The organism is Shewanella sp. WE21, from assembly GCF_002966515.1.
GTDB classification, from domain to species: domain Bacteria; phylum Pseudomonadota; class Gammaproteobacteria; order Enterobacterales; family Shewanellaceae; genus Shewanella; species Shewanella oncorhynchi.
Genome location: NZ_CP023019.1, coordinates 1,399,811 through 1,423,492, shown reverse-complemented (window position 1 = coordinate 1,423,492; position 23,682 = coordinate 1,399,811). Strand labels below are relative to the sequence as shown.

Here is a 23,682-nt window from a genome sequence, read left to right as displayed (position 1 = left end):
CGACTTATGTTTGTCATCACAGGTTATCGTTAGAGAAACGCAGAGATGATGACTGCGACTATGCCGCCCGTCGTACCAATAATGGTCTCCATTACAGTCCAAGTTTGCAGTGTTTGTTTTTCTGACAATCCAAGAAAACGGTTAGCGAGCCAGAAGCCTGAATCATTGACATGCGAGAGCACAATCGAACCACCGCCAATGGCAATCGTAATTGCCGCCAATTGAGCACCATCTAAGTTTAGTGGTTCAAGTATTGGGATGATAAGGCCGCAAGCCGTTAACATGGCCACGGTTGCCGACCCCTGGATCACGCGCACCGACGCCGACAAAATAAATGCCAGTATTACAATCGGTAATCCCGAACCTGCCAACATATTGCCTAATGCATCGCCGACACCCGAGTCAATCAGCACTTGCTTGAACACGCCACCAGCACCGGTGACGAGAATAATGATCCCAGCAGGTTGTAACGCACTGCTACAGATTTCCATGATGCGCTCATTGGGAATATTGCGTCTCACGCCCAGTACATAGAATGCGATTAAACAGGCTAGCAAAATGGCGGTGAAGGGATGACCTATCAAGGCGAGCCAATTATGCAGATCGGATTTTTCATCAATAAAGCGTGACACCACTGTCTTTAAACCGATAAGCAGCAGTGGGAACACCACAATACTGATTGATAGTGCGAATGAGGGGATCGGTCCGCCTTCTCGTTCACCTTTTTCCTGCTGCTCGTGGGCAGGCAGCTCAACATGGACTTTTTGGGAGATGAGACTGGCAAAGAGCGGGCCGCCTAGAATCATCGCCGGAATCGATGCCAATAAACCGAAGACGATCATGTAGCCAAAGTCGGCATTGAGCTGGGAAGCGACCAAAATAGGCCCTGGTGCAGGGATGAGAAATGCCTGACAGGTGGCAATACCCGCGAGCAGTGAAATACCAATTTTAACGACGCTGCCGCCCCCTTTACGAACCACGGCAAAGGCGATGCCAATCAGCAGTACCACAGCAACATCGAAGAAGAGGGGGAGCGCACAGATAAAGCCTGTAAAGGTCATGGCCCAGTGAGCTTTGTCGTTACCAAATTTATTCAGCAGTGTATGGGCTATCTGATCTAGCGCGCCAGTCTCTTCCATTACCCGGCCAAACATGGCTCCCAAAGCGACCACAACCGCAACAAAGCCCAGTGTTCCCCCCATACCTTGTTGAATCGTATTGGTGATATCGGCTGGGTTCATGCCAGAGAAAAGGCCGGCAATGATCGACACCAGTATCAGTGATACTACTGCATGTAATCTCACTTTCATCACTAAGAACAGTAGCAGGGCAATTGAACCCAGTGCTGTCAGAATCAATGACATATCAGACATAAGAGGACTTTTCCTTGTTAGTTAAGTTGTCCACATTTTTGTAGGTTACCGGTAACATGTTACCCGTAATATGGTAGAGTGGGAAGTGACTAAATTCGAGAATTGGCATGAGGTTAACAAAGTGACTGAGAGAAAAAAAGGCAATAGCTATGTGTTCATGGGCGTCTCTAGTTGTGGCAAATCTTCGATTGGTGCCGCGGTCGCAAAGGCGTTAGAGACGAAATTTATCGATGGTGATGACCTGCATCCTAGAGCCAATATTATCAAGATGAAATCTGGCTCACCGCTTAACGACAGCGATCGCGCTCCTTGGCTTGAGCGCATCAACGATGCTGTGTATAGCATTGAGCAAAAGGGTGAGCAGGGGGTTATTGTCTGCTCTGCACTGCGTCGTCAGTATCGTGACTTAATCCGTCAGAACAACAGCAAGCTGGTGTTCATTCATCTATACGGAGATTTTGAATTAGTCAAAGAACGCATGTTTGCCAGAAAAGCCCATTTCATGCCGATTGAGCTGCTCAAGAGTCAGTTCGACACGCTGGAAATGCCCGCGACTGATGAAGCTGACGTTATCCAAGTGAGCATAGATGGCACTTTCGAAGAAGTCGTACAACGCTGTATTAATGCGATAAATGGCGAAGGGTATGGTAAACGTTGGCCATTGAAGTCAAGCGCAAAGTCGTAATGCACATCGGCTTAAACCGCTCAATTTTTTAGAAAAAAAGCCACTCCAGAAACTAACTTGGAGTGGCGTAGAGATAATGGTAAGCCTGCGGTACCATCTAATGAGTGTTACGGCGAGCGTTTGTAGACGGAACGTGCGCCGCACCTCAGCCTCAAATAAGCTCACGCATATGAGCGATGACGCGAGCTGCCTATCCTGCTAAACATGATTTAACTCAACATGTGATTAGAACTGTCACTAAAGATTGTTACTCAAAATCGTCCTGCTTCATGCGACTAAGGAATGCCAAAGTTGAATGAGCGCTTTAGCAACCTTGGTTAATATCCCCTTGAGCCTTAAAAGAAGTAATTAATCCCGACTGCGAAGCTGTTGTCTTCCTGTGCTTCGAGTGCAGGATCGTCCATATCACTGAAATCTAGCTTCATCTCGGCAAACATCACAGTGTCGTTACTGTAGCGATAATGCAACCCCAGCATGGCAAATTGGCGAGTCCATTGACCTTGAATAGGCGTAGCTGCATCTGTGTCTAAATCTAAATAACTGAGTACAACCATGGGCACAAAACCGTTGTCGAATTGATAGGCCGTCATCAACTCGGCACCAGTGGCGTCGTAGAGATCGCCGTTGACCAGTTCATTATTTTTACTTTTGTGAGCGTTAAAGCCCACATAGAGACCGTTGGCCTCCCGTCCTTCGGCATAGTGATAGTAGTCACCATACATGGCACCAATGCCCATAATTTCATTGGTTTCATCGACTTGAGTATTGCCTAGGTGGCCTTCAAAATCGCCGCGGTTAAAACCTGCGAGTAGCTTAAATTTATCGGTTACCGCATAAGTGATACTGGCGCCGTAGCTGCTGTCAAAACTCAGTTCTGAGTTGGTCATCTCGCTACCGTCATCGTTTTTTAGGCTGACATCACCATTGGTTTTGGCGGCATATTGCAGGGCGATTTGTACTGGGCCTAAATTATTACGGTAAATGAAGGCGGAATCGGCACGGCCTGTACCTGTGAGGCTGCCATCACCGAAGGTGTAAGCGCCAACGCTGTAACCTGCAAATACGTTCGGTAAATCTGTAGTGCCTGCGACATCGTAATAGGCGCCCCATTGTTTACCGAAACTCAGGTTGCCCCATGTATCATGGGACATGCCAACATAACCTAAGCGGTTATAGAGAAAATCATCGGTTTTTTCGGCGGCGAGTTTGCCCCCTTGCATCACTAGCCCATCGTCGCTGGAGACCATGTTGATCCCCCATTCTGTGGTAGCGAAAGCGGTCCAGCCATTTTTCTCGCTGCGCTCGAAGCTGAATCTTAGTCGTGATGAGTCGTCGATAACTGAAGTATCGTGGCTGTCATTTAATGCTGCAAACCCTAACCAACCCGTTAAATCTAATGTGTTTTTTTGATCTTTATAGAGCTCTACCGCCTGACTGCTGGTGGCCGTTAATAGCATAGGTAACACTAAAGCGAGACAAGTCTTATTCATAAATCCCCCGATAATGAGCAAGTATTCTCCAGGGGATCATAGGCTTGGCCTATGATCCCTGAGTTATCGTTAGTCTTGATGTGGATGTTGGTATTAATTGTTTCCGATCATGCGTTAGCCGTATTTAGGCTGGACGTGTGTCGGCAACAGGCGCTTGGTTTGAGATTACGCCGAAAATAGTCCAACCGAAGAAGGTGGCTATGGCGCCAAGCATCACTGCGGTTTCGCCAGAGCTGTACAGAGCGTAGAAGCTATACAGCGCACCGATTACGGCGATCACGTTGGCAACGCGGGCTTTATTGATAGGCACTTTTTGCTGTCTTTGCATTATGCCAAGCGCGGCCATAGATAAGATATAAGGCACAATGTTGGTGACGACGGCGAGGTTAACGAGTGCTTCGAACTGCTTACTCAGTGATGGGCTAATGGTCATCAGCGATAATGCTGTTTGGATCGAGACGATAATAGTCATGCCCCAAATTGGCGCATCGGCTTTACTGACTTTAGAGAATATTTTAGGAAAAAATCCTTCATCAGCAGAGGCTTTAAACACTTGGGCAATAGTGAACTGCCAACCTAAGAGTGATCCAGTACAGGAGATAATGGCGCAGGCCATCACGATTTTACCGACTACTGGATTAAACATTTGTGCGAAGGCTAAGCCGAATGGCGCATTCGACATGGCAAGCTCGGCATTTGGCACAATACCGGCAATGACGTTAGTGGAAACGATATAAATCACTGCTGCACCTAAGGTACCGCCCATCACGGCGATAGGTACGTTTTTTTCTGGGTTATCGACGGCTTCTGAGTTTGCACAGGCCGATTCTAAACCGAGGAACGCCCACAAAGTCATAGCGATAGAACCGCCTAACGCTTTGAAGAATGGCATATCATGCGGGTTCCATGCACCTTTATAGAGGTCGATGTCAAACCAGAACCAACCAATTAAAGATACGCCAATCACAGGCAGAATAATCCCCCACACAGTCACGCTACTGACGCGACCCGTGATGCGGGCACCACCGAAGTTAGCAATGGTTGCCAACCAAAGTACGCCAATGGTCGCAAGACAAATTGCCATCGGGCTTAAGTTAACTTCCAGCAACACGGCAGCGTAACCCACGGCAGAGATGGCAATCGCGACGTTGGCGATTAACAGCGAGACGGCATAGGTGTAGTTGGCCATAAAGTTGCCAGAACGGCCGAAGGCATACTCGGCATAACCGCCCATACCACCGGATTTTTTACTGAACATACCGCACTTAGCAAAGGCGAAGGCGAGGGCCGTTGACCCTGCTGCTGTTACTAACCAAGATAAAATGGAGATAGTACCGACTTGAGCTAATTGGGTTGGCAGCATAATAATGCCCGAACCCATCATGTTGACTATGGTGATAATAGTTAATTGGACGACGCCAATTTTATTTTCTGATTTACTCATACTAATAACCTAATTTAGGTGACTTATTATAGGAGGCATGAATTTGACTGCAGAGTGGGGTTAATAAACTCTGCAGTCAGTCTTCATTATTTATTTAGTACATAGCCCATTGCTTGAATTTTGCCGTCTGCGGTATTTTCGAGATAAACACCTTGCAGTTCTGGTGAGAATCCAGGTAATAGGTTGATGCCTTCTTCAAGGGCAAGGAAATAACGCTGAACAGAACCGCCCCATATTTCACCTGGCACCATACATAACACGCCTGGTGGGTAAGGGAGTGCGCCTTCTGCTGCAATTCTTCCTTCAATTTGCGAGAGTGGGACTAATTCTACTTTGCCACGAATAAACTCTAGGTTTGCTTCCTGCGGGTCCATCACTTTTGTAGGGAAATGCGCTTTACGGAACATTTCTTTCTGCAGTTGTTTTACGTCATGGCTGACATAAAGATTGTGCATTTCTTGGCAGAGTTGACGGATAGAATAGTCTTTATAACGGGCTTTATTGGCGTTATAAACGTTAGGTAATACTTCAGATAATGGCGCATCTTCATCGACTAATTTCTCGAAACGAGATATTTGTGATACCAGATGTTGCATCTTGGCCATATCTTCCGCAGGTGTCATTAGGAATAAAATCGAATTCAAGTCGCACTTCTCTGGAATAATATTATTTTCCCGTAAGAAGTTAGCCAGAATAGTCGCTGGAATACCAAATTCGGTATATTTGCCTGTTTCAGCATCTATGCCCGGTGTTGTTAATAAGAACTTACAAGGGTCAACAAAGTATTGGCCTTTTTCATAACCTTCGAAGGAGTGCCATTTCTGACCAGGTTCGAATTCGAAGAAACGTAAGTCATCGGCCATTTGTTCGGTTTCATAGTCTTGCCATAGGCGGCCGTCGATCATTGTTGGCACGAATGGTTTGATATATTTACACTTTTTGAGCAATAGCTTACGTGCTTCGATACCCGCTTTTACCGCTTCGCGCCACAGATAACGACCGCTTGCGCCTTCATGCATTTTCGCGTTTACATCTAGCGCCGCAAATAAAGGATAGAAGGGACTGGTAGAGGCATGCATCATAAAGGCGTTGTTGAAGCGTTTATGGTTGCAATATCTATCTTGGCCTTTGATATGTTTATCTTTTTTATGGATTTGCGAGGTTTGTGAGAAACCTGCCTGCTGTTTATGCACCGACTGAGTCACGATAATGCCTGGATCTTCAGCAGTCAGTTCGAGCAAGAGTGGTGAGCAGTCATTCATCATAGGGATGAACTGTTCATAACCCACCCAAGCCGAGTCGAATAAGACGTAGTCACAAAGATGGCCAATTTTATCAATCACTTGTCGAGCGTTGTAGATGGTGCCGTCATAGGTGCCGAGTTGGATTATCGCCAAGCGGAATGGGCGTTTTTCATCGGCTCTTTCTGGCGCGACTTCACGAATTTGCTCTCTTAAATAGGACTCTTGGAAACAGTGGGCATCAATGCCACCAATAAATCCGAAGGGATTACGTGCCGTTTCTAAATAAACAGGTGTAGCACCTGCTTGAATTAATGCGCCATGGTGGTTTGATTTGTGGTTATTGCGGTCGAATAACACGAGGTCGCCTTTCGCTAACAGCGCATTAGTTGCGACTTTATTTGATGACGAAGTGCCGTTAAGTACGAAATAGGTTTTATCGGCATTAAAAACTTTGGCAGCGTATTTCTGTGCTTCCAGTGGAGCGCCTTCATGGATCAGTAAATCACCCAGTTTCACGTCGGCATTACACATATCCGCGCGGAAAATTGTTTCGCCAAAAAAGTCGAAGAATTGGCGACCCACAGGGTGTTTACGGAAGAATTGTCCGCCTTGGTGACCAGGACAAGCAAAGGTAGAGTTACCCATTTCGACGTATTTTTTTAACGTACCGAAGAAAGGTGGCAATAGCGCTTGTTCATATTTACTTATTGCAGTCTCAACCTGTTTTCCGTAGAAGTCAGTGTTATCACCGCAGAGTTCAAATACCCCTGTAATCGATGAGCAAACATCATCAGGGAAGGTTTCTTCACAGCAAACTGAAACGAAAATGGGCAGTTTCAATCCGGTGTTTTTAATCTTTTCAACAATACCATTTCTAACATCATCAACAGAGACGACAGCCGCGCCCACATCGCAAAAATCTGTGGTTAATACATTGACAACTTCTCTGTCGATATCGAAACAAGATCTAACAGATAAGCTAGCGGCTACTTTTAATGATTTCATAGTTAATTTCCCTTTTACTTTATAAAAAATAGATACAAGTGTGCCTATACCTAATTAAAACATTAATGGTATGAAAATTAGATATAGCTATTCCGTGCGCAGATTAAATGTGGTTATGCCAAAGTTACGAAATAAATATAAGTAGAAATATATTTATTGAGCGTATGAATAGCTTAGCCGCAGTAAAACTGCACTGATAAAAGAATGCTTTGATTAAGGTGTTAGATAATAAACCAAATAAAAACAGTACGATAAGTGTTTGCGCCTATTAGAGCAATAGCACTTTAGACCTGTTAATTGGCCTACTACCTACGCTAAGGTTAGCGGAGGAAGATAAAGGAGTGATCGAAATAGTCACGTTGACTAGGCATCATGATATGCCGTGTGCGCCTGATATGCGCCATAATTTTAGATTTCCTCTTCATATACGACTCCATTATGACTTAGAGAAAATGGTTAGGTTTTTATTACGTAATGAAGTTTATATGCGAGTTATAAATAAAATCATGACCTATGTCTTATTTTTAAATAATTGGCACGTCAATTTAACTTAATTTATCAATATTAAATGGAGTCAATCATGCTTAAGTATCTTTATCTAAATTATGAAAGTAAATATTGTCAGCATTATTTAAATAATATTATTTGCATAAAATATCTTATTTCAAATATCTAATCTTAATTTAAAGGCTGCTGTAATCATCATTCCGATTTATACCGCATTCCATATTTGAATTATTATGCAGATATTTTCGTTACAAAATCATCTTCCTACTTGAAAAATGCAAAAATGATAACTTTTTTCTCACATTTGAGCATTTGGGGCAGAAAGTTGTCGTTTTAGGGCAGATGTTATTTTTTTGATTGACGTAAAGTGAGTCAGGTCGAACATGAATAGGAGATAGACATGAATAAAGGGTGGTTAGGGGCGAGTTTAGTGCTTGGGTTATTCGTTGGACAGGCAAGTGCTATGACATTAACGAGCAAAGATATGAGCGAGGGCAATAAACTGACATCGCAATTAGTGTTTAATGGCTTTGGTTGCCAAGGGGAAAATATTTCGCCGCAACTGACTTGGACTGAGGTGCCCACAGGAACTAAAGCATTTGCAGTGACAGCTTATGATCCTGATGCACCAACGGGCAGCGGTTGGTGGCACTGGGCCGTATATAACTTACCCTTAGCGCAAACTTCGCTCGCACAAGGTGCGGGCTCGCATGTTGATGCACTGCCCAAAGGTGCTATTGCCTTGAAGAACGATTTTGGCACTACAAATTTTGGTGGCGCATGCCCGCCCCAAGGTCATGGCGTTCACAGGTATGAATTTACTGTGTGGGCATTACCCAGTGTTTTAGAATTGCCAAAGGATGCTAGCCCTGCCTTATTGGGCTTTATGCTCAGGGCACAAGCGCTCGGCAGCGCCAAGTTGACTGCGGTATATAATCGATAATCCATTGATAATTAGGCTGGTGTCATGATCCGTATGTTTGAATATGATTCGAAGCAGGCGCAATCTTTATCTCAAGTCCCTGTACATCAGCCGTCGATTATTCGGGTTATCTATGGTGAAAAGTCTCTGCTCTGGCAAGATGAATCTGTTTCAGTAGGCCAAGGGCAGTTACTGTTAATTCCTGCTGGTTCGCATATTAGCTTTGTTAATCGACCTTTTCTTGGGCGTTATCGGGCGGTGCAGTTATTACTCCCCTACGATTTACCCCAAGGTATTTTATCAAGTGCAACCGATTGGCGTGACCCTATGCCAGTCCAAAACGTATCCCGCGCTGTGGACTTAGCTTGGAATGCGTTATTACAGAGTTTGACCTTGTCTCTGGCCGATCCTGTTCAACTGCATTATTTGGCCGCGTTACTGTTAAGTTTGCCGGATAAACGCAGTGTGAACTGGTTGTATGGACACACCCAACGCAGCGTGACTCAAGCGGCCTTGGCCTTGATGAGTGTGAGTCCTTCGGCGTCATGGCAGCAGGAGGATATTGCCGACAAGTTACACATGAGCACGGCAAGCCTTAGGCGTAAATTGGCCTTAGAAGACACCAGTTTTAGGCAGTTACTGGCAGAAGTGCGGCTTTGCCATGGTTTAGCCATGTTGCAGAATTCGAGCGAGCCAGTATTGCAAGTGGCTTTGGCCTGTGGTTATCAATCTGCGGAAAAGTTTTCCTTACGTTTTAAGCAACAATTTGGCCTGACCCCTGCGGCTTATCGTCGTACACTGTGAAGTGGCATGGGTGTATACCCAAACAACTTTAGGGTATTGGAGAAATATGATGGCGGATGATCAATTTACTGACAGCGGATTTTGGAACAAGATCAAACTCTTTAGCCGTCAAGCAGGTAGAGAGGTCATCGAGCGGGCACTATGGCTTTATTATGCAGCGCAACAACCCAATACGCCTAAGTGGGCTAAGTCAGTCATCTACGGCGCGTTAGCGTATTTTATTTTGCCTTTAGATGCGATTCCCGATCTGACTCCTTTAGTTGGCTTTACCGATGATTTAGGTGCCCTTGCCGCTGCCCTGACTATGGTGACCTTATATATCGATGATGAAGTGAAATCCCTTGCGGCGGATAAACTCGCACTGTGGTTTGGAGATAAGCCGAGCGAACCTAAGACTTAAGCCTATAGCGAACGCAATCGCCTGAGTGATGCAAAATTGTGCTAAAAATATGATTTCATTAGGAGTCGTTGATTTGGTTTTGACTAAGATTTTCTGGGGTAAAAATATTTTTTTGCAAATGTTTCACTATTGCTTGATTGCGCTATATGCTAGCGCTGTTTTGTAAACCCCTTGTGTTTGTTTAGGCAGATAAATGAAAAATATTATGGTAGTGATCCTATGGCTTTTAGGTGTCTCTGCCGCTACCCCCGCGTTTGCCGATGAGGCCTCTCCGGAACAACTCGCCCGTCTTTACCTCGATTTTATGGCACAGAATAGTCGCCAGAGCGAAGCTTTGTGGCCCGGTTTTCGTCTTGAAGATAAAGTACACCTCTTTAGTTATGGTGGTAATGTCTGGCTTCGACAGCCTGGTGGCGAAATAATCCAAGATAACAGTGTGTTAGAGTCGGTCAATCTGCACTCTGGTCTATCGGTGAGTTTCGGCTTTCCACAATATAATGGCCAGCCAGGCGTATTGATCCAGCTCGAAGTGCCGAACATCCAATTTACTCGCGACACTAAGCCAACAGATTTAGCTTTTTTAATCTGGGCGAGCAATGGCTTGCATGAAGCCTTCCATTTTTATGCCCAATCCGAATGGCGAGTATTAGAAGACGGTAAGCGTTATGAGGGTGAGGTCTTTCCGCTCAACTTCGATGCTCGCTATTATCGTTTACAGTTATTTGATGCCTTAATGGCGGCGCTGGCACAACCTGAACAACAGTCATTACATCTTAGCTATGCAGCCTATTGGTTGCAGCAATGGCGCCAAATTGCGCCGAATGAAGATCGAGTCGGTTACATCAATGATCTTGTTGAAGGCAGCGCTAAGTACGTGGAATTGGCCGCTGGTGCGCGTGTGTTGAGTCAAAATCAAACTTTACTTGGTTATCAGCAAATACTGACAAAATATGTGTATGACTATTATCAACAGCAGAAGATGTGGGTTGGTTGGACGGCTGAGGCGGCAAATATTGGCGCTCTGGCGGGCATATTGTTGGATAGCACTCAAGACCCTTATGTATGGAAAGAGTCGGTCATGTCGGGTATGTTGCCTGTGGATTTACTACTGAACCGCGTAAAGCCAGTATCCCCGTTAGACAAGAAAGACACTAAACAAAAGAAACAGCTGCAGGAGATGCTAGCGTATTACCCTGCCACTCAAGCAAAACTGTCTCAATTGTTGTTGAATGTGCAGGATCCAAAAGTGCCGTTATTGGTTATGCCGAGCGTGAGCGATAGTAGCAGTTTTATTGATGTGGGTGACGTACGTTCTGGCTTTTATGTAGTGCCCTATCAAGAGGAAATGACTCAAGCTTATTTAGGGATGAGCGCGCAATTTAGTAACTTGTCAGTGAGTGGCAGTCCATTACTCGATGTTCCAGTACAAAATTTTTGTGAGGGCATTGAGGCGGCAACTCTGTTACCTTTAGCATTCCCCTTTCAGCGTGAGGGTCAGTATCTGGTATTCAACGAAGCGGAAGTCCATGGAACTATTAGGGTTTCTGCGAGTGTTGTTGATGGAAGAACCCTCTACTGTGCGATGAATTAATAATGAGAAAAAATCAGCTCGAATTTACCTACATGCGTGGCATTGCGATTATCTTTATCGTGCTTGGCCACAGTATTTACAACTCTGGTGAAGGTTTCCCGCTGTTGCTGGAAAATCTATTGCGTGGTGGCACGGCGTTATTTGTGTTTATCTCGGGATACTTTTTCCATCGCATTTTTTATAAGGATTTCGACTACAGCAAGTTTATGAAGAACAAAGTACAAAACGTACTTTATCCTTTTTTAGTTGTGTCATTGATTGGTCTATTTTGTTTGTGTTTGCGCTGGATATTTATGGAGCATCAGCCGCTCGATAATGTCTTGCTGAGTATTTTTTATACTGTGCGTAACGGTTATATTCTGTATCCGCACTGGTACATTCCCTTCATCATGGCGGTGTTTTTATTCTCGCCGATTTTTTTATGGTTTATCCGTTGCTCGCAGCAGATGCGTTGGACACTATTTGTACTGAGCTGTGTGGTAGCGATTCTATTGCATAGACCTATAGGTAACGTCAATTTCATCCACTCAGTCGTGTATTTTGTACCTTTCTACTTGATTGGTATTTTATATTCGCAAGATGAACATATTGTGACGCGCTTTGGCTCTATTTTCACCGCACTAGCGATGATTTTTTTAGTGGTGAGCTTAGTCGAACAAACTTACATAGTGCAGCATATTGGTAACTATCATAAGGCACCGTTTGATTACAACGGTATCGATTGGCAGTTTATTCAGAAACTTTGTTTATGTGTATTAGTACTGAATTTCTGTGAATGGTTGTCGGGACGAAGTCGTTTGCCTTGGTTAGTCGAAGTCGCTGAGATGAGTTTTGCAATTTTCTTTATTCATCCACTCTTCGATATGCTATTTAACACAGCTGCAACCGTAATGCGTTTCCGCTTTCCACCAGGTTCTGCTGTGACTAGCGTGCTCTTTTCCGCTGGGATTTTCATTTTCATGATGGTAGGCAGTATTATGACGGCTCGCTTTATCAAAAAGCGTCTGGGTAATCGATCGCGTACTTATATCGGCTGGTAATCACTTGGCTTATCATCACTAACACTAGGTGAAATTCAGTTTGAATTTATTTCCTAGTGTTAGGGTGTTTTTCATCTAAAAAAGTGGAGAACATAATGAATCCCAACATTACCATACCGAGCCTCGGGCTCATCAGTTTGTCTTTTATCGCGTTGCCATCCATCGCCGCTCAAGTTGAGTCGCTATCCACCAAGACGCAGAATACTTTTTTCGCACAAATTGCGGCCCATTGTGGCCAAGCCTTTGCGGGAAAAGTGGTATCGGGTGACAGTGCCGATTCGGCCTTTAGCGGCAAGTCGTTAATTATGCACGTGCGTGAATGTAGCGACACTGAGCTTAAGATCCCGTTCCATGTGGGTGATGACCACTCGCGTACTTGGGTGCTGACTAAAACGCAGCAAGGGCTTAAGTTGAAGCACGACCATCGCCATCAGGATGGAAGTGAAGATGCTGTGACCATGTATGGCGGCGACACTATGAATGATGGGACAGTACAGAAACAGTCATTTCCCATTGATAGGGAATCTATCGATAACTTCGTCAAGAATGGACTCACTCAGTCGATTACCAATGTGTGGCACATGGAAATTACGCCAACGATTTTTAGTTACCAACTCACGCGAGAACAACGCAATTTTAAAGTCGATTTTGATCTTACCCAGCCAGTAGCATTACCACCCAAACCTTGGGGACACGACTAGTGTTGTTATTAAGCTAGCTCAAAATGGTGTTCATCACCTGCTTATGTTGCCCGTTTATGTGGATAACGACACTACACGGGCTCAGCCTCGCATCAAATCCAGTCAAATCGTTGTGACATCCTCGCCAGCAAACCCTAGTGCGGTAAGTTCTTCATCTAGTATCACTGCTATGTAATGACGCCATTAACTGGCAATAAGCCAATAAGCCAATAAGCCAATAAGTCCATTATGTCTAAAAGGATTAATAATAGTTTTTTTCAGTTTTAACTGTTCATTTTAATCATTTTATTTCGTTGCTGGATACTAGAATAGCGGTTCATTTAATACTTAATTTTCATGGATAAACAAGATAGTCATACCTCAAAATAGGTATTTATATCTTGAGTATGATTTCTTAAATATTCACCTAAATTAAGTATAAATCTGAGATTTAAGCCGGATTTAATCGCTACTTATATCAATTTATAGTGTAGGCTTGAGAAAGTGCTGTTGAAAGATGATGCACCTAGGTCTAGAATGAAAAATTAAAGGACTGATTCACTAATGATTATAAAGTTAAGTGACCCAAAGGGAAGAGGTGAACTATGCGCTTTTATATGGCAAGACAGCCTATACTGAATAGAAATAAAAACGTTGTTGCTTATGAGTTGCTCTTTAGAAATAGCCGGGATAACTATTTCCCACAGGGTGTTACAGACAATGTTGCTACAGCTAAAGTGTTTGTAAATAGTTATTTAAGTATGGATCTAGAGGATTTAACCGAAGGGAAGCCTGCATTAATTAATTTTCCATCTCATTTCTTGCGAGACCATTTATTATACATGTTCCCATACAAAAATATTATTGTTGAGGTATTGGAAACTGTTAGCCCAAGCGAGGATAACTTTATTTTAATTAAAGAGTTATTTAACTTGGGTTATTATCTTGCTTTAGATGACTTTGTTTATTCTCCTGAGTGGGAACGTTTTTTTCCTTTTTTTAAACTTATAAAAATTGATATAATTTCAACGCCTTTAGATAGTGTTTCTCATCTGATCCCTAAATTTAGACAGTATAATTTAAAACTACTTGCAGAGAAAGTTGAAACATTGGAAGAGTATAGGCTAGCTAAGTCACTCGGTTTTGATTATTTTCAAGGTTATTATTTTTATAAGCCAGAACTCATAGAGGGGAGTGAAATAGGTGCTACACAACATTTTGTTATGTCTATTTATAATGAGGTTTTTAAGTCTGATTTTAGTTATAAAAAACTTGAAAATTATTTTTCTCAAGATTTAGATCTTACTTATAAATTACTAAGATATGTCAATTCAAGTCAGTTTGAGCATGTGAATGAATTTACCTCTATTAAGCAGACTATGGTTTTTTTAGGTGAAAATAAACTTCGTAAGTTTGTAAGTCTCATTATTTTGGCTGAACTTAACCCCAATAAACCAGTTGTGTTAATTAATAATACTATAATCAGGGCTCGGTTATGTGAAGAGTTAATATCATTAATGGGATTTCCTTTGTTGAAAGAGTCAGCATTTTTGACTGGATTATTATCTACTTTAGATGCCATTTTAGATAAACCGATGAACAGAGCGATAGAGCCGCTTCCTCTTGAACAGCAAATAAAGCGTGCTTTACTTAATAATCATGGATACCTAGCTCATTGTTTACAACTTACTCTGGCGTATATGGAAGGTGATTGGGTTACTGTCGATTATTTCATTGATAATTATAATATTGATCCTGAGAGGCTCATCTCAGCGTGTGATAAAGTGTATAGCTGGTTTAATCAGTATAAAAATTCAGTTCAGTAGTAATGAATGCTAGTTTGCAATAAGGATATGCGATGATGAATGGTATTGATTTAGACTTGTTTGATTCTTGTGCATTTATGTTATCACCTGAGGGGGAGTGGTTAGGCGAGAATCAAATTTTCTCAAATAATAATTTTTTAAAAAATGCCAAGAAAAAAATAATTCAGCATTTTGAAAAGATTAAACAGAATATCACGCCTAATGAATGCTTAATGATAGGAAGTAACTGTTTAAAGTTTAGCCTATTAAAGATGGCAAATAAAAATTTTATTGTGCTCTGTGTTGTAGAGCATGATGCGTCAATAACAAAAAATTTCGAGTATAGCCAATTTAGGTGTGAGAATCCTGCGGGTGATGACTCTAGATATCAGGAAATTACTTCAGATGGTGTTCTTGTCGTAAATAGTCTTGGTAATATTGATTTTATTGGTGGCGGGGTTAAATACCTTTTCCCATATTTACATTTTTATAATTATATTGGCAAGTCATTTTTTAGTTTAATTCAAGATATTGTTAGCTATGAGGTTGTTGGTAGAGATAATTATAGAATTATGAAGTGGTTTAGATATAAATGTGCAACTAATAAAAAAATATGTCTATCTTTTAAAACTAAATCAGGGTTGTATTTTGAGTATAGAGATTTCTTCCTTGATGATAGAACTCGGTTTGGATTAATTATAGATGAATCTAAACGATATGAGAAAGAAAAAGTATTAATAGAGAAATGTTCAGAGCTGGAACAATTGAATAGCTTTCAAAGTGATTTTATTGCCACTCTAGGTCACGAGATTAGAACACCATTAAATGCAGTGCTAGGCTTAATTGAGCTCAGTTTAGGTAATGTAAGGGCACAGGATAAGAAGTTATTATCTGTCGCATTCAGTACTTCAAAACAAGTTTTATTACTCATTAATAGTATGTTGGATTTTAAAAAGACAAATGAGAGTAGTGCAGATGTTAAAAATGACTCGGTAGATGTTAGGTTGTTAGGCGAATCTGTTGTTGATGCGTTTCGCCTTCAAGCAGATAAAAAAGACATTAATTTAGACTTTTTTATGCCATTAAATTTTAATCGCAGGGTTATTTGTGATGAAGTTAAACTAAATCAAGTTATCTATAATTTAATCTCCAATTCAATTAAGTTTTCCAATAAAATTGACTCGTCGATTCTATTAGAAGTAGAAGTTCTGGAACAGTCATTCGAAAATGTAAAACTAAAGTTTTCTGTTATTGATAATGGTATCGGTTTAACTGAAGAGGAACAATCAAAAGTGTTCGGTAAGTATGAGCAGGCATCATCAAATTCTTACCGTCAGTATGGTGGTGTTGGCTTAGGACTATACATAAGTAAAAGTATATGTTGTTCAATGGGAAGTGATCTTCAGGTTATTAGTCGTATCGGTGATGGTAGCGTTTTCTATTTTGTTATTGATTTTGCTTTAGATAATCACTTTACGGCGCATGATGTAAGCGGCTCCTATCGTTCTGATATTGATGCTTCAGTAACAGCATATACTAACAGTTCGATTTTTCACGAATCAGTTTCAAGATATTCCAAAGAGCTTGATTTCGAGTTGCTATATTTACCAAGTAATGAATTACTGGAATTTGAAACTGAAAGCTCAATACTTTTTATTGACTTGAATCAAAATGATATTATCTCAAAGAATGAATTTGTAACTAGTCTTTTTACAAGAAAAGAAAGAGTTGCAGAGTTAAGGCGAGTGTCACTTTCTAAGTCTAACTCTGACTACGAAGTGATTTCATATCCACCACTCAGAATTCAATCAGTAACTGATTTCGTTAATGTTAAAAATTATTTGAATATTATTGACGAGCAGGCTTCGGATAGTGCTGATTATAGTAATATTAGTGTGTTAGTTATTGATGATTGTCAAGAAAACTTATTTGTTATCGAAAAACAGTTATTATCTGTTGGAGTCATAGTTTCCTGTGTTCAAGATCCGATGCAAGCAATTGAGCTTTTTAAGACAAATAAATTTAATGTCGTTATTTCTGATGTGATAATGCCAACTATATCGGGCTCAGACCTCATTGGCGTCATTAGAGAAGTTGAAGGGTATCGGGAATTAGCGCCATCGATTATTGTGATGTTGACCGCTGATCATGGCGACATATGTAAAGATGAATGTTTGCAGGCTGGAGCAAATCGCGTACTTGTAAAGCCTCTGACATTGAATGATTTGATTGGCCTTTTAGATGAAGTAAAAGTCACTTTGTCAAATAATACAAGTTTAAAAAAGTCTACAGTTAAAGCAGATAATACTTCTTTTGATAATAGTTTTTTCTGTTGTGATGAAACACCGCAGGAATTAGTAGACATCTTACAGATAGTCAACTTGTCAGATATATATAATTTTGTAGGTGAAGATATAAGCGATGAAGAGTTATCTATTTTTTTAGAGCAATATTACAGTAATTTACTTGTTAAGCGTGAAGCATTAAGGTCTGCAATTGTGGATAATGATCTTCGTATTATTACTGCAATTAGCCACACCCTTAAAAGTAATTCTCTTTACATAGGTGCAAAAAAATTAAATTTATCTTGCCAAGAACTAGAGCGTGTTTCGCGTAACAATGCTATTGATTACAAAGTTATCTTAAAATGTTGGCAAGAGGTTGATGATGATTTATTTGCGTTAATTGAGTTTTTTATGCAAAGGAGTAATGCTAGTGGATAGAGTCAATTTTGAGCATATCGTTCTCTATACGAACGACCAAGATAATGATAGATTATTGATAAGTGTTCTAATTCGTCACTTTTCTCGTATTCATGTGATTAAAACGAATGCTGAGCTTGTTGAGCAAATCAAACAATCAACCCCAAAAGTGATTCTTGTTGCTGCTGAAACTTTACAAGAAACTTTACTTATTTATTACGAAGCTATAGAGGAATTGCAGGCTGTAGAAATATGTGAGCATGCCGTTGTTTCTCTTATTCCAAAACATCAAGAAAGAGAAGCGTACGAGGCTTACCGTAGTGGTGTGATTAATGATTATTTAATCGCTAGGCCAATGTATGAAGTACATAGAGCAATTATAATATGTACACATTTATTGCGGGAAATTGGGTTGAGAGGAAAATATAAAAAAGTAGAAGAGTTTGTAAATGTACAAGATAACTACTCTTCGCATATCAAGGAGATTGTCCTTAAAGGTGTTCAGCGCAAGAAGGATTTAGAACATAGCTTTGAATTAAGTTTGATTGAAATCGAGCAATCATTAGATAAGGCAGAAGCGCACCTTGCAAGTAATAGAACCGCTGAGTTAGATCTGGCTTCATTGAAGAAGATATTATCATTTATTCGTTCTAATGAAATTAGACCAGCTTTGTTGAAACTGCAAAGTAAGGCGTTGCACTTACTTGAACTTGTTGTTACTGATGTATCAAATGTGGCGACGGTCGCAGAAGCCCCTTTGCCAGAACAGGAGCATATTGAGGTTAGCAACAAGGCAGCTCCAACCGTGCCTGATACTAAATACACGTTTAATCGATTGTATTCGGAGTCAAAAAATTCTCTTGTATCAGTTGAAGTTCCTGTAGTGCCAAAGATGTTAATTGTTGAGGATGATCACATTAGTTTGAATTTAACTATTATGCTTCTTAGAACGTATGCCATTGAACTTGATACATCATTGTCTGGACGTATGGCGTTAGATTTACTTTCTAAGAAAAAATATGACGTTATTTTAATGGACATAAATCTTCCTGATACTAATGGGTTTTATATTATTAACCACATTAATAAGTCTAATGGAATAAATGCAATTACGCCCATTGTTATGTTGACAGGGAATAAAAATAAGTCATCAGTTCAGCAGGCAATAGCTGCAGGAGCTAAAGGTTACATTATCAAACCACTATATAAGGATTCGATAATCAAGCTTTTTAGGAAGTATGATATTCCATTGCATTTGCGATAGTTCTATAGACAGGGGGTTCAATAGTGCTTGTATATTTTTAGTCTCACAGGTATGGGCCTATATCCTTACCCGTAATATCTACCTTTTTAGGTATTTAAATTGTTGGGTTTTTATGTTGTACATTGTTCTTTGGGGTTTTTATTAGATTATACTGATGTTTTTTAAGTTATAGTCTTTAGCTTAAATATGATGTTCATCTGTGGAATGACCACCTATTGTTGGCTGGCGTTAGTGCCAATCATAGATCAAGGGAGTCGTTTTGATGGCGCTAGTTGTGATGGAGTTAGGATGGTTGACAATACTGTACATAATCATAAATCTCGGACTCAATATATTATTTTAGCTGTGGCTATTTATGCGCTTGCGGCGCTTGGATGGATCTTTTTATCCGATCAATTGTTGCTTGTATTTACGGACACAGAAACTGTGTTTCGTTTATCCCTCGCTAAAGGTTTTTTCTTTGTATTTACCAGTGCCTTTATCCTACTTTTTGTTCTGAATGCCGTTCCTGACCGTCATAATGCTCCATCGGGTAATTTGCTTGAAATAACCTTTGCTCGCTCTGTAGCGATAAGTAATATCTCATGGCTTAAATACATTGCGATATTGAGTTTTACGCTGATAACGCTATGGTTTGCCAATTCACTTTCAGCTGAGCAGCACCAGCGTTTACTATTGCTGATTTTTATGTTGCCCATTTCATTAAGCGCTATTGGTGGCGGATTCGCCCCCGGATTAGTCGCGACATGTCTCTCTGTTCTGTGTGTCTATTATCTTCATCCAACCGCCAATAGTCTCGACAATATTCATTCGGTAGATTGGTTACAGCTTATTAGTCTAAGTGTTTACGGCATAGTGATCAGTGCACTAAGCGGCTATTTACGTGCCTCATTACAGAAATTGGATGTGAATCATCAACTGCTCGATTCTGTGGTTTCTCAAACAACCGATGGTATTTTTGTGAAGGATTTGGCGGGGCGTTACATCTTGGTCAACCAAGGTGCCGCTACCTTTGTCGGCAAGAGTATGAGTGACATCTTGGGCAAAGATGACACTGATATTTTTGATGCTGACTCTATTGATATTATCCAAGAAAAAGATCGCACTGTATTAGTGTCCGGAATGGTCACCACACATAAAGAGTATTTACATATTCAGGGTGAAGCAGCCATTTTTCAAGTGACCAAAGGTCCTGTGTTTGACGCTCAAGGTGCAATTTGTGGCTTATTTGGAATAGCAAGGGATGTGACGACTCAAGAAAAAAATGCTGAACATTTACTCATTAGTGAGTTGGGATTAAAACAAGCACAACAATTATCAGGGATTGGCAGTTGGGAGTGGGATTTAGTTACTGATTCGCATACTTGGTCTGAACAGGTTTTTGTGATTTATGGCTTGCCATATAAAGAAGCCGCCCCTTCGATAGAACAAGTGCAGAAATTATTTACTCCTGAGAGTTGGCAAGCGTTAAGTACGCTGGTGATGCGATGTGTGCATACGGGAGAAGAGTATGAATGCGAAGCTGAGTTGCTAGATCCTAATCGTGCCCATCGTTGGATTATGGCTAGGGGTCAAGCACAGCGTGATCCGCACGGTAAGATATTTAAATTGCACGGTACAGTGCAAGATATTACCCATGCGCGACAGCTTCAACAACAACTAGCGGCTCAAACAGCACAATTGCAAAGGGTTATTCAAGGTTCTGAACAAGGATTCTGGGACTGGAATGCTGTTACTGGAGAAGTGCAAATCAGCCCAAGATTTGAAGCCATTTTGGGATATCAAGCTGGCGAGATGAAGCTGACGGTTAATAATTGGCGTCAATATGTGTATGTCGAAGATGTGCAAAATATAGAGCAACAGGTTCTACAGCATCTCATCCATAAAACAAGCAGTATAGAGTTGGAAGTGCGCTGCATTAAAAAGACTGGCGAGCTGTGCTGGATATTGTGTAAGGGGCGGGTCGTTGAAGAGGATAGTCAAGGTCGAGCGTTGATGATTTCGGGAACCCAAGCCGATATCACGTTATTAAAGACCCATGAGACTGAGTTAGATCGCGTGGCAAATTATGATGCACTTACAGGATTACCAAATCGTCGCTTACTTTTAGACCGTTTTCAGCAAATGATTGCCCATGTTCAACGTAATGGCAGTCTCTGTGCCGTGTGTTTTATGGACCTTGACGGGTTTAAGGTGATCAATGATCGTTATGGCCATGAGGTTGGTGACCAACTGTTGATCGCGATTGCAAATAATGTGTCTGTGGTGATTCGGCAGCAAGATACGTTGGCCCGGGTAGGAGGCGATGAGTTCGTTATCTTATTTGAGATGATGTCTGAGGAAGAATGTACTCAAGTACTATTACGAATACTGGCGGCGGTCGATCAGCCGATATTAATCGGTGATTTAAATCTTTGTTTAACGGCTTGTATTGGCGTGAGTTTGTATCCAGAGGATAACGTTGACCCCGACATTTTATTGCGCCATGCCGACCAAGCCATGTATATGGCAAAATCGGCAGGTAAGAATCGTTTCCAAATGTTTGATCCTGACATTGATCGTAACATTATTGCTCGGAGAACTTGGTTAGAAGAACTTAAGTCAGCTTTTGAACGTCATGAATTTGTGATGTTTTACCAACCAAAAGTGAATCTCGCTACCGGTAAAATTATTGGTGCGGAAGCCTTAATTCGTTGGCGTCATCCACTGCGAGGTATAGTCGGTCCGAGTGAGTTTTTACCGGATATTGCAGGCAGTGATCTTGAAATTGCTTTAGGTGAATGGGTTATCAATACTGCAGTAGCACAATGGCAGAATTGGCAACAGAGTGGTCGCCCGATAGCAGTAAGTATTAACGTAAGCGCTCGGCAGCTATTGGCTGAACACTTTAGCGCGTTCTTAAAATCGACGTTAATGCAATATCCCGATTTGACGGCCTCGGATCTAGAATTGGAAATTTTAGAGAGTGCCGCCATTGAAGATATGACATTGGCAATTGAGATCCTTCAGGAATGTAAGCGTTTGGGTGTCCATTTTTCCCTAGATGATTTTGGTACAGGTTATTCGTCGTTAACGTATTTACGCCAATTACCCATATCGACGATAAAAATTGATCAGAGTTTTGTGCGAGGTATGCTCGATAGCGAAGATGATTGGCGTATCGTGGAGGGTGTTATCCGCTTAGCGTCAGTATTTAATCTTAATGTGATTGCTGAAGGTGTTGAAACCATTGCCCATGGTAAAAGTTTAGCTGAATTGGGCTGCCAATTGTGCCAAGGCTACGGCATTGCTCGGCCTATGCCTGTAGAGGAGTTTGCTCTTTGGTACGATGAATGGCCATCGCAATATCAACAGATTAAACATGAATTCAAGCAAATGGACGAATTGCATCTTTAATAGCAAGTTACAGAGAGTTTTTAGCTGGCTTTAAGGATTTAGGTGCTCACTCGTGTATTTGGAATGGACTTATTTGGCGTGATGGTTCTTATCTGGAGCAAAAGTTGGCGCTGGGCTAATCTTTTGCTCCATAGTTCAGAATACTTTTAGTGTTTAATCTATATTTCTTTTTGATTTACTCGGGTTGATAGCTCTGAAGCGCTTTCTTTGCGTTCGCTATATCGGTTCGTGAGGAAATCAACATTGCCCCTCAGGAGTAAAGTGAACTTCATCAATTCCTCCATAACATCAACTACGCGATCGTAGTAAGGCGAAGGTTTCATTCGGCCTGCCTCGTCAAACTCTAACCAAGCTTTTGCGATTGAAGATTGGTTGGGTATGGTGAACATGCGCATCCATCGGCCCAATATTCGCATTTGGTTTAGTGTGTTGAAGGACTGTGAACCACCACTCACCTGCATTATTGCTAATGTCTTACCTTGTGAAGGCCGGACAGCACCTTCAGCCAAAGGGATCCAATCAATTTGAGCTTTCATAATACTGGTCATCGCACCGTGGCGTTCTGGTGAACACCACACCATGCCTTCGCACCAACGTACCATTTCTCTTAGTTCCATGACTTTGGGATGACTGTCAGGCGCATCATCAGGAAGTGGGAGTCCAGAAGGGTTAAAAATACGCACCTCTGCGCCCATATGCGTTAACAGTCGAGCGGCTTCTTCCGTCGTCAGTCGGCTATAGGAGCGTTCTCGTACTGAGCCATAAAGCATCAGTATTCTAGGCGGATGGGTTAAAGGAGTTAGATTAAAACAGTCCATATCCATGTTATTAACCATTAATTCTTGTTTGAGCGCTGGCATATCGTGGTTTAGTGGTTTCATGTGCGAACTCTTTGTCCCTGTTCATTAATGATGATTTCGCCATCTTCTTTGGTGAAAGGGCCTTGTTGTGCTTTGGTCAAAATATCAAGCACTGTCTCAGATGGGCGACAGAGTTTTGTGCCTCGCGGCGTAACGACGATAGGACGGTTAATTAAAATGGGATAAGTCAGCATAAAGTTAACCAGTTCTTCATCAGTAAATGTGTCTTCAGAAAGTCCTAGTCGTTCAAATGGTTCAACATTGTTGCGTAACAATGAACGCACAGAGATTTTCATCTCATTAATTAACTTAAGTAATTCATTGCGGGAGGGTGGCGTTTCTAAGTAGTGGATGATTTGGGGTTCGACTCCACTATTACGGATCAATGCTAAAGTGTTGCGCGATGTACCACAGGCAGGATTGTGGTAAATCTTAATGTTGTCATCAATCATATTAGTCATAACATGCCT

18 protein-coding genes are annotated in these 23,682 nt (G+C 41.5%); 11 read left to right on the top strand and 7 right to left on the bottom strand.

All coding sequences use genetic code 11. From position 1 onward, the window contains the following. Positions 1-29: 29 nt before the first annotated feature. Positions 30-1,373 carry a gluconate transporter gene (gene gntU / locus CKQ84_RS06060; protein WP_105250511.1) on the bottom strand — a complete coding sequence of 448 codons (1,344 nt, stop codon included), beginning with the start codon at positions 1,371-1,373 and terminating at the stop codon, positions 30-32. An 85-nt stretch (positions 1,374-1,458) separates the two neighbouring features. Here gntU and CKQ84_RS06055 point away from each other — a divergent pair, with 85 nt between their 5' ends. Continuing rightward, on the top strand, positions 1,459-2,058 hold the full coding sequence (locus CKQ84_RS06055) for a gluconokinase (protein ID WP_105253013.1): 600 nt from the start codon (positions 1,459-1,461) through the stop codon (positions 2,056-2,058). Positions 2,059-2,393: 335 nt separating this feature from the next. On the opposite strand, the gene CKQ84_RS06050 is transcribed toward CKQ84_RS06055, so the two are convergent. From CKQ84_RS06050 to CKQ84_RS24180, 4 genes are all read right to left on the bottom strand, one after another. After that, complete coding sequence (locus CKQ84_RS06050; protein ID WP_105250510.1) at positions 2,394-3,548, bottom strand: porin; 1,155 nt, start codon at positions 3,546-3,548, stop codon at positions 2,394-2,396. A gap of 124 nt (positions 3,549-3,672) precedes the next feature. Next, positions 3,673-4,992, bottom strand: a complete 1,320-nt coding sequence (gene potE, locus CKQ84_RS06045; RefSeq protein ID WP_105250509.1) for a putrescine-ornithine antiporter — start codon at positions 4,990-4,992, stop codon at positions 3,673-3,675. A gap of 86 nt (positions 4,993-5,078) precedes the next feature. Further along, complete coding sequence (speF, locus tag CKQ84_RS06040) at positions 5,079-7,241, bottom strand: ornithine decarboxylase SpeF (protein ID WP_105250508.1); 2,163 nt, start codon at positions 7,239-7,241, stop codon at positions 5,079-5,081. A gap of 320 nt (positions 7,242-7,561) precedes the next feature. Next, positions 7,562-7,615, bottom strand: coding sequence for a hypothetical protein (locus CKQ84_RS24180; RefSeq protein WP_367870068.1), 54 nt, complete (start codon positions 7,613-7,615; stop codon positions 7,562-7,564). Between the two features lie 533 nt (positions 7,616-8,148). Between CKQ84_RS24180 and CKQ84_RS06030 the strand changes: the two genes are divergently transcribed. The 10 genes from CKQ84_RS06030 (at position 8,149) to CKQ84_RS05985 (ending at position 22,352) form a co-directional block, all read left to right on the top strand. Beyond that, entirely contained in the window at positions 8,149-8,691 is a 543-nt protein-coding gene (locus CKQ84_RS06030) for a YbhB/YbcL family Raf kinase inhibitor-like protein (RefSeq protein ID WP_105250507.1), read from the top strand. Positions 8,692-8,715: 24 nt separating this feature from the next. Continuing rightward, positions 8,716-9,474 carry a helix-turn-helix transcriptional regulator gene (locus tag CKQ84_RS06025; RefSeq protein ID WP_105250506.1) on the top strand — a complete coding sequence of 253 codons (759 nt, stop codon included), beginning with the start codon at positions 8,716-8,718 and terminating at the stop codon, positions 9,472-9,474. A gap of 49 nt (positions 9,475-9,523) precedes the next feature. After that, complete coding sequence (locus CKQ84_RS06020) at positions 9,524-9,874, top strand: YkvA family protein (protein ID WP_105250505.1); 351 nt, start codon at positions 9,524-9,526, stop codon at positions 9,872-9,874. Positions 9,875-10,067: 193 nt separating this feature from the next. Then, positions 10,068-11,465 carry a hypothetical protein gene (locus CKQ84_RS06015; RefSeq protein WP_105250504.1) on the top strand — a complete coding sequence of 466 codons (1,398 nt, stop codon included), beginning with the start codon at positions 10,068-10,070 and terminating at the stop codon, positions 11,463-11,465. A 2-nt stretch (positions 11,466-11,467) separates the two neighbouring features. Beyond that, on the top strand, positions 11,468-12,505 hold the full coding sequence (locus tag CKQ84_RS06010) for an acyltransferase (RefSeq protein ID WP_105250503.1): 1,038 nt from the start codon (positions 11,468-11,470) through the stop codon (positions 12,503-12,505). Between the two features lie 95 nt (positions 12,506-12,600). Further along, positions 12,601-13,206 (top strand): hypothetical protein, encoded by a 606-nt coding sequence (locus tag CKQ84_RS06005; RefSeq protein ID WP_105250502.1) that lies wholly within the window; start codon positions 12,601-12,603, stop codon positions 13,204-13,206. Between the two features lie 584 nt (positions 13,207-13,790). After that, on the top strand, positions 13,791-15,011 hold the full coding sequence (locus CKQ84_RS06000) for an EAL and HDOD domain-containing protein (protein ID WP_105250501.1): 1,221 nt from the start codon (positions 13,791-13,793) through the stop codon (positions 15,009-15,011). Positions 15,012-15,043: 32 nt separating this feature from the next. Beyond that, complete coding sequence (locus CKQ84_RS05995; protein WP_105250500.1) at positions 15,044-17,713, top strand: hybrid sensor histidine kinase/response regulator; 2,670 nt, start codon at positions 15,044-15,046, stop codon at positions 17,711-17,713. Further along, positions 17,706-18,956, top strand: a complete 1,251-nt coding sequence (locus CKQ84_RS05990) for a response regulator (RefSeq protein WP_158682992.1) — start codon at positions 17,706-17,708, stop codon at positions 18,954-18,956. Before CKQ84_RS05995 ends, CKQ84_RS05990 begins: the two co-directional genes overlap by 8 nt. 288 nt (positions 18,957-19,244) lie before the next feature. Continuing rightward, positions 19,245-22,352 (top strand): EAL domain-containing protein, encoded by a 3,108-nt coding sequence (locus CKQ84_RS05985; protein ID WP_105250498.1) that lies wholly within the window; start codon positions 19,245-19,247, stop codon positions 22,350-22,352. A 158-nt stretch (positions 22,353-22,510) separates the two neighbouring features. Here the strand turns inward: CKQ84_RS05985 and arsH are convergent, their stop codons facing one another. Together arsH and arsC are read right to left on the bottom strand one after the other, a co-directional pair. Then, the gene (arsH, locus tag CKQ84_RS05980) at positions 22,511-23,188 is read right to left on the bottom strand and encodes an arsenical resistance protein ArsH (protein ID WP_249195728.1); all 678 of its coding nucleotides are present in this window, start codon (positions 23,186-23,188) and stop codon (positions 22,511-22,513) included. Positions 23,189-23,229: 41 nt separating this feature from the next. Further along, positions 23,230-23,664 (bottom strand): glutaredoxin-dependent arsenate reductase, encoded by a 435-nt coding sequence (gene arsC, locus CKQ84_RS05975; protein WP_212600655.1) that lies wholly within the window; start codon positions 23,662-23,664, stop codon positions 23,230-23,232. Positions 23,665-23,682 lie beyond the last annotated feature (18 nt).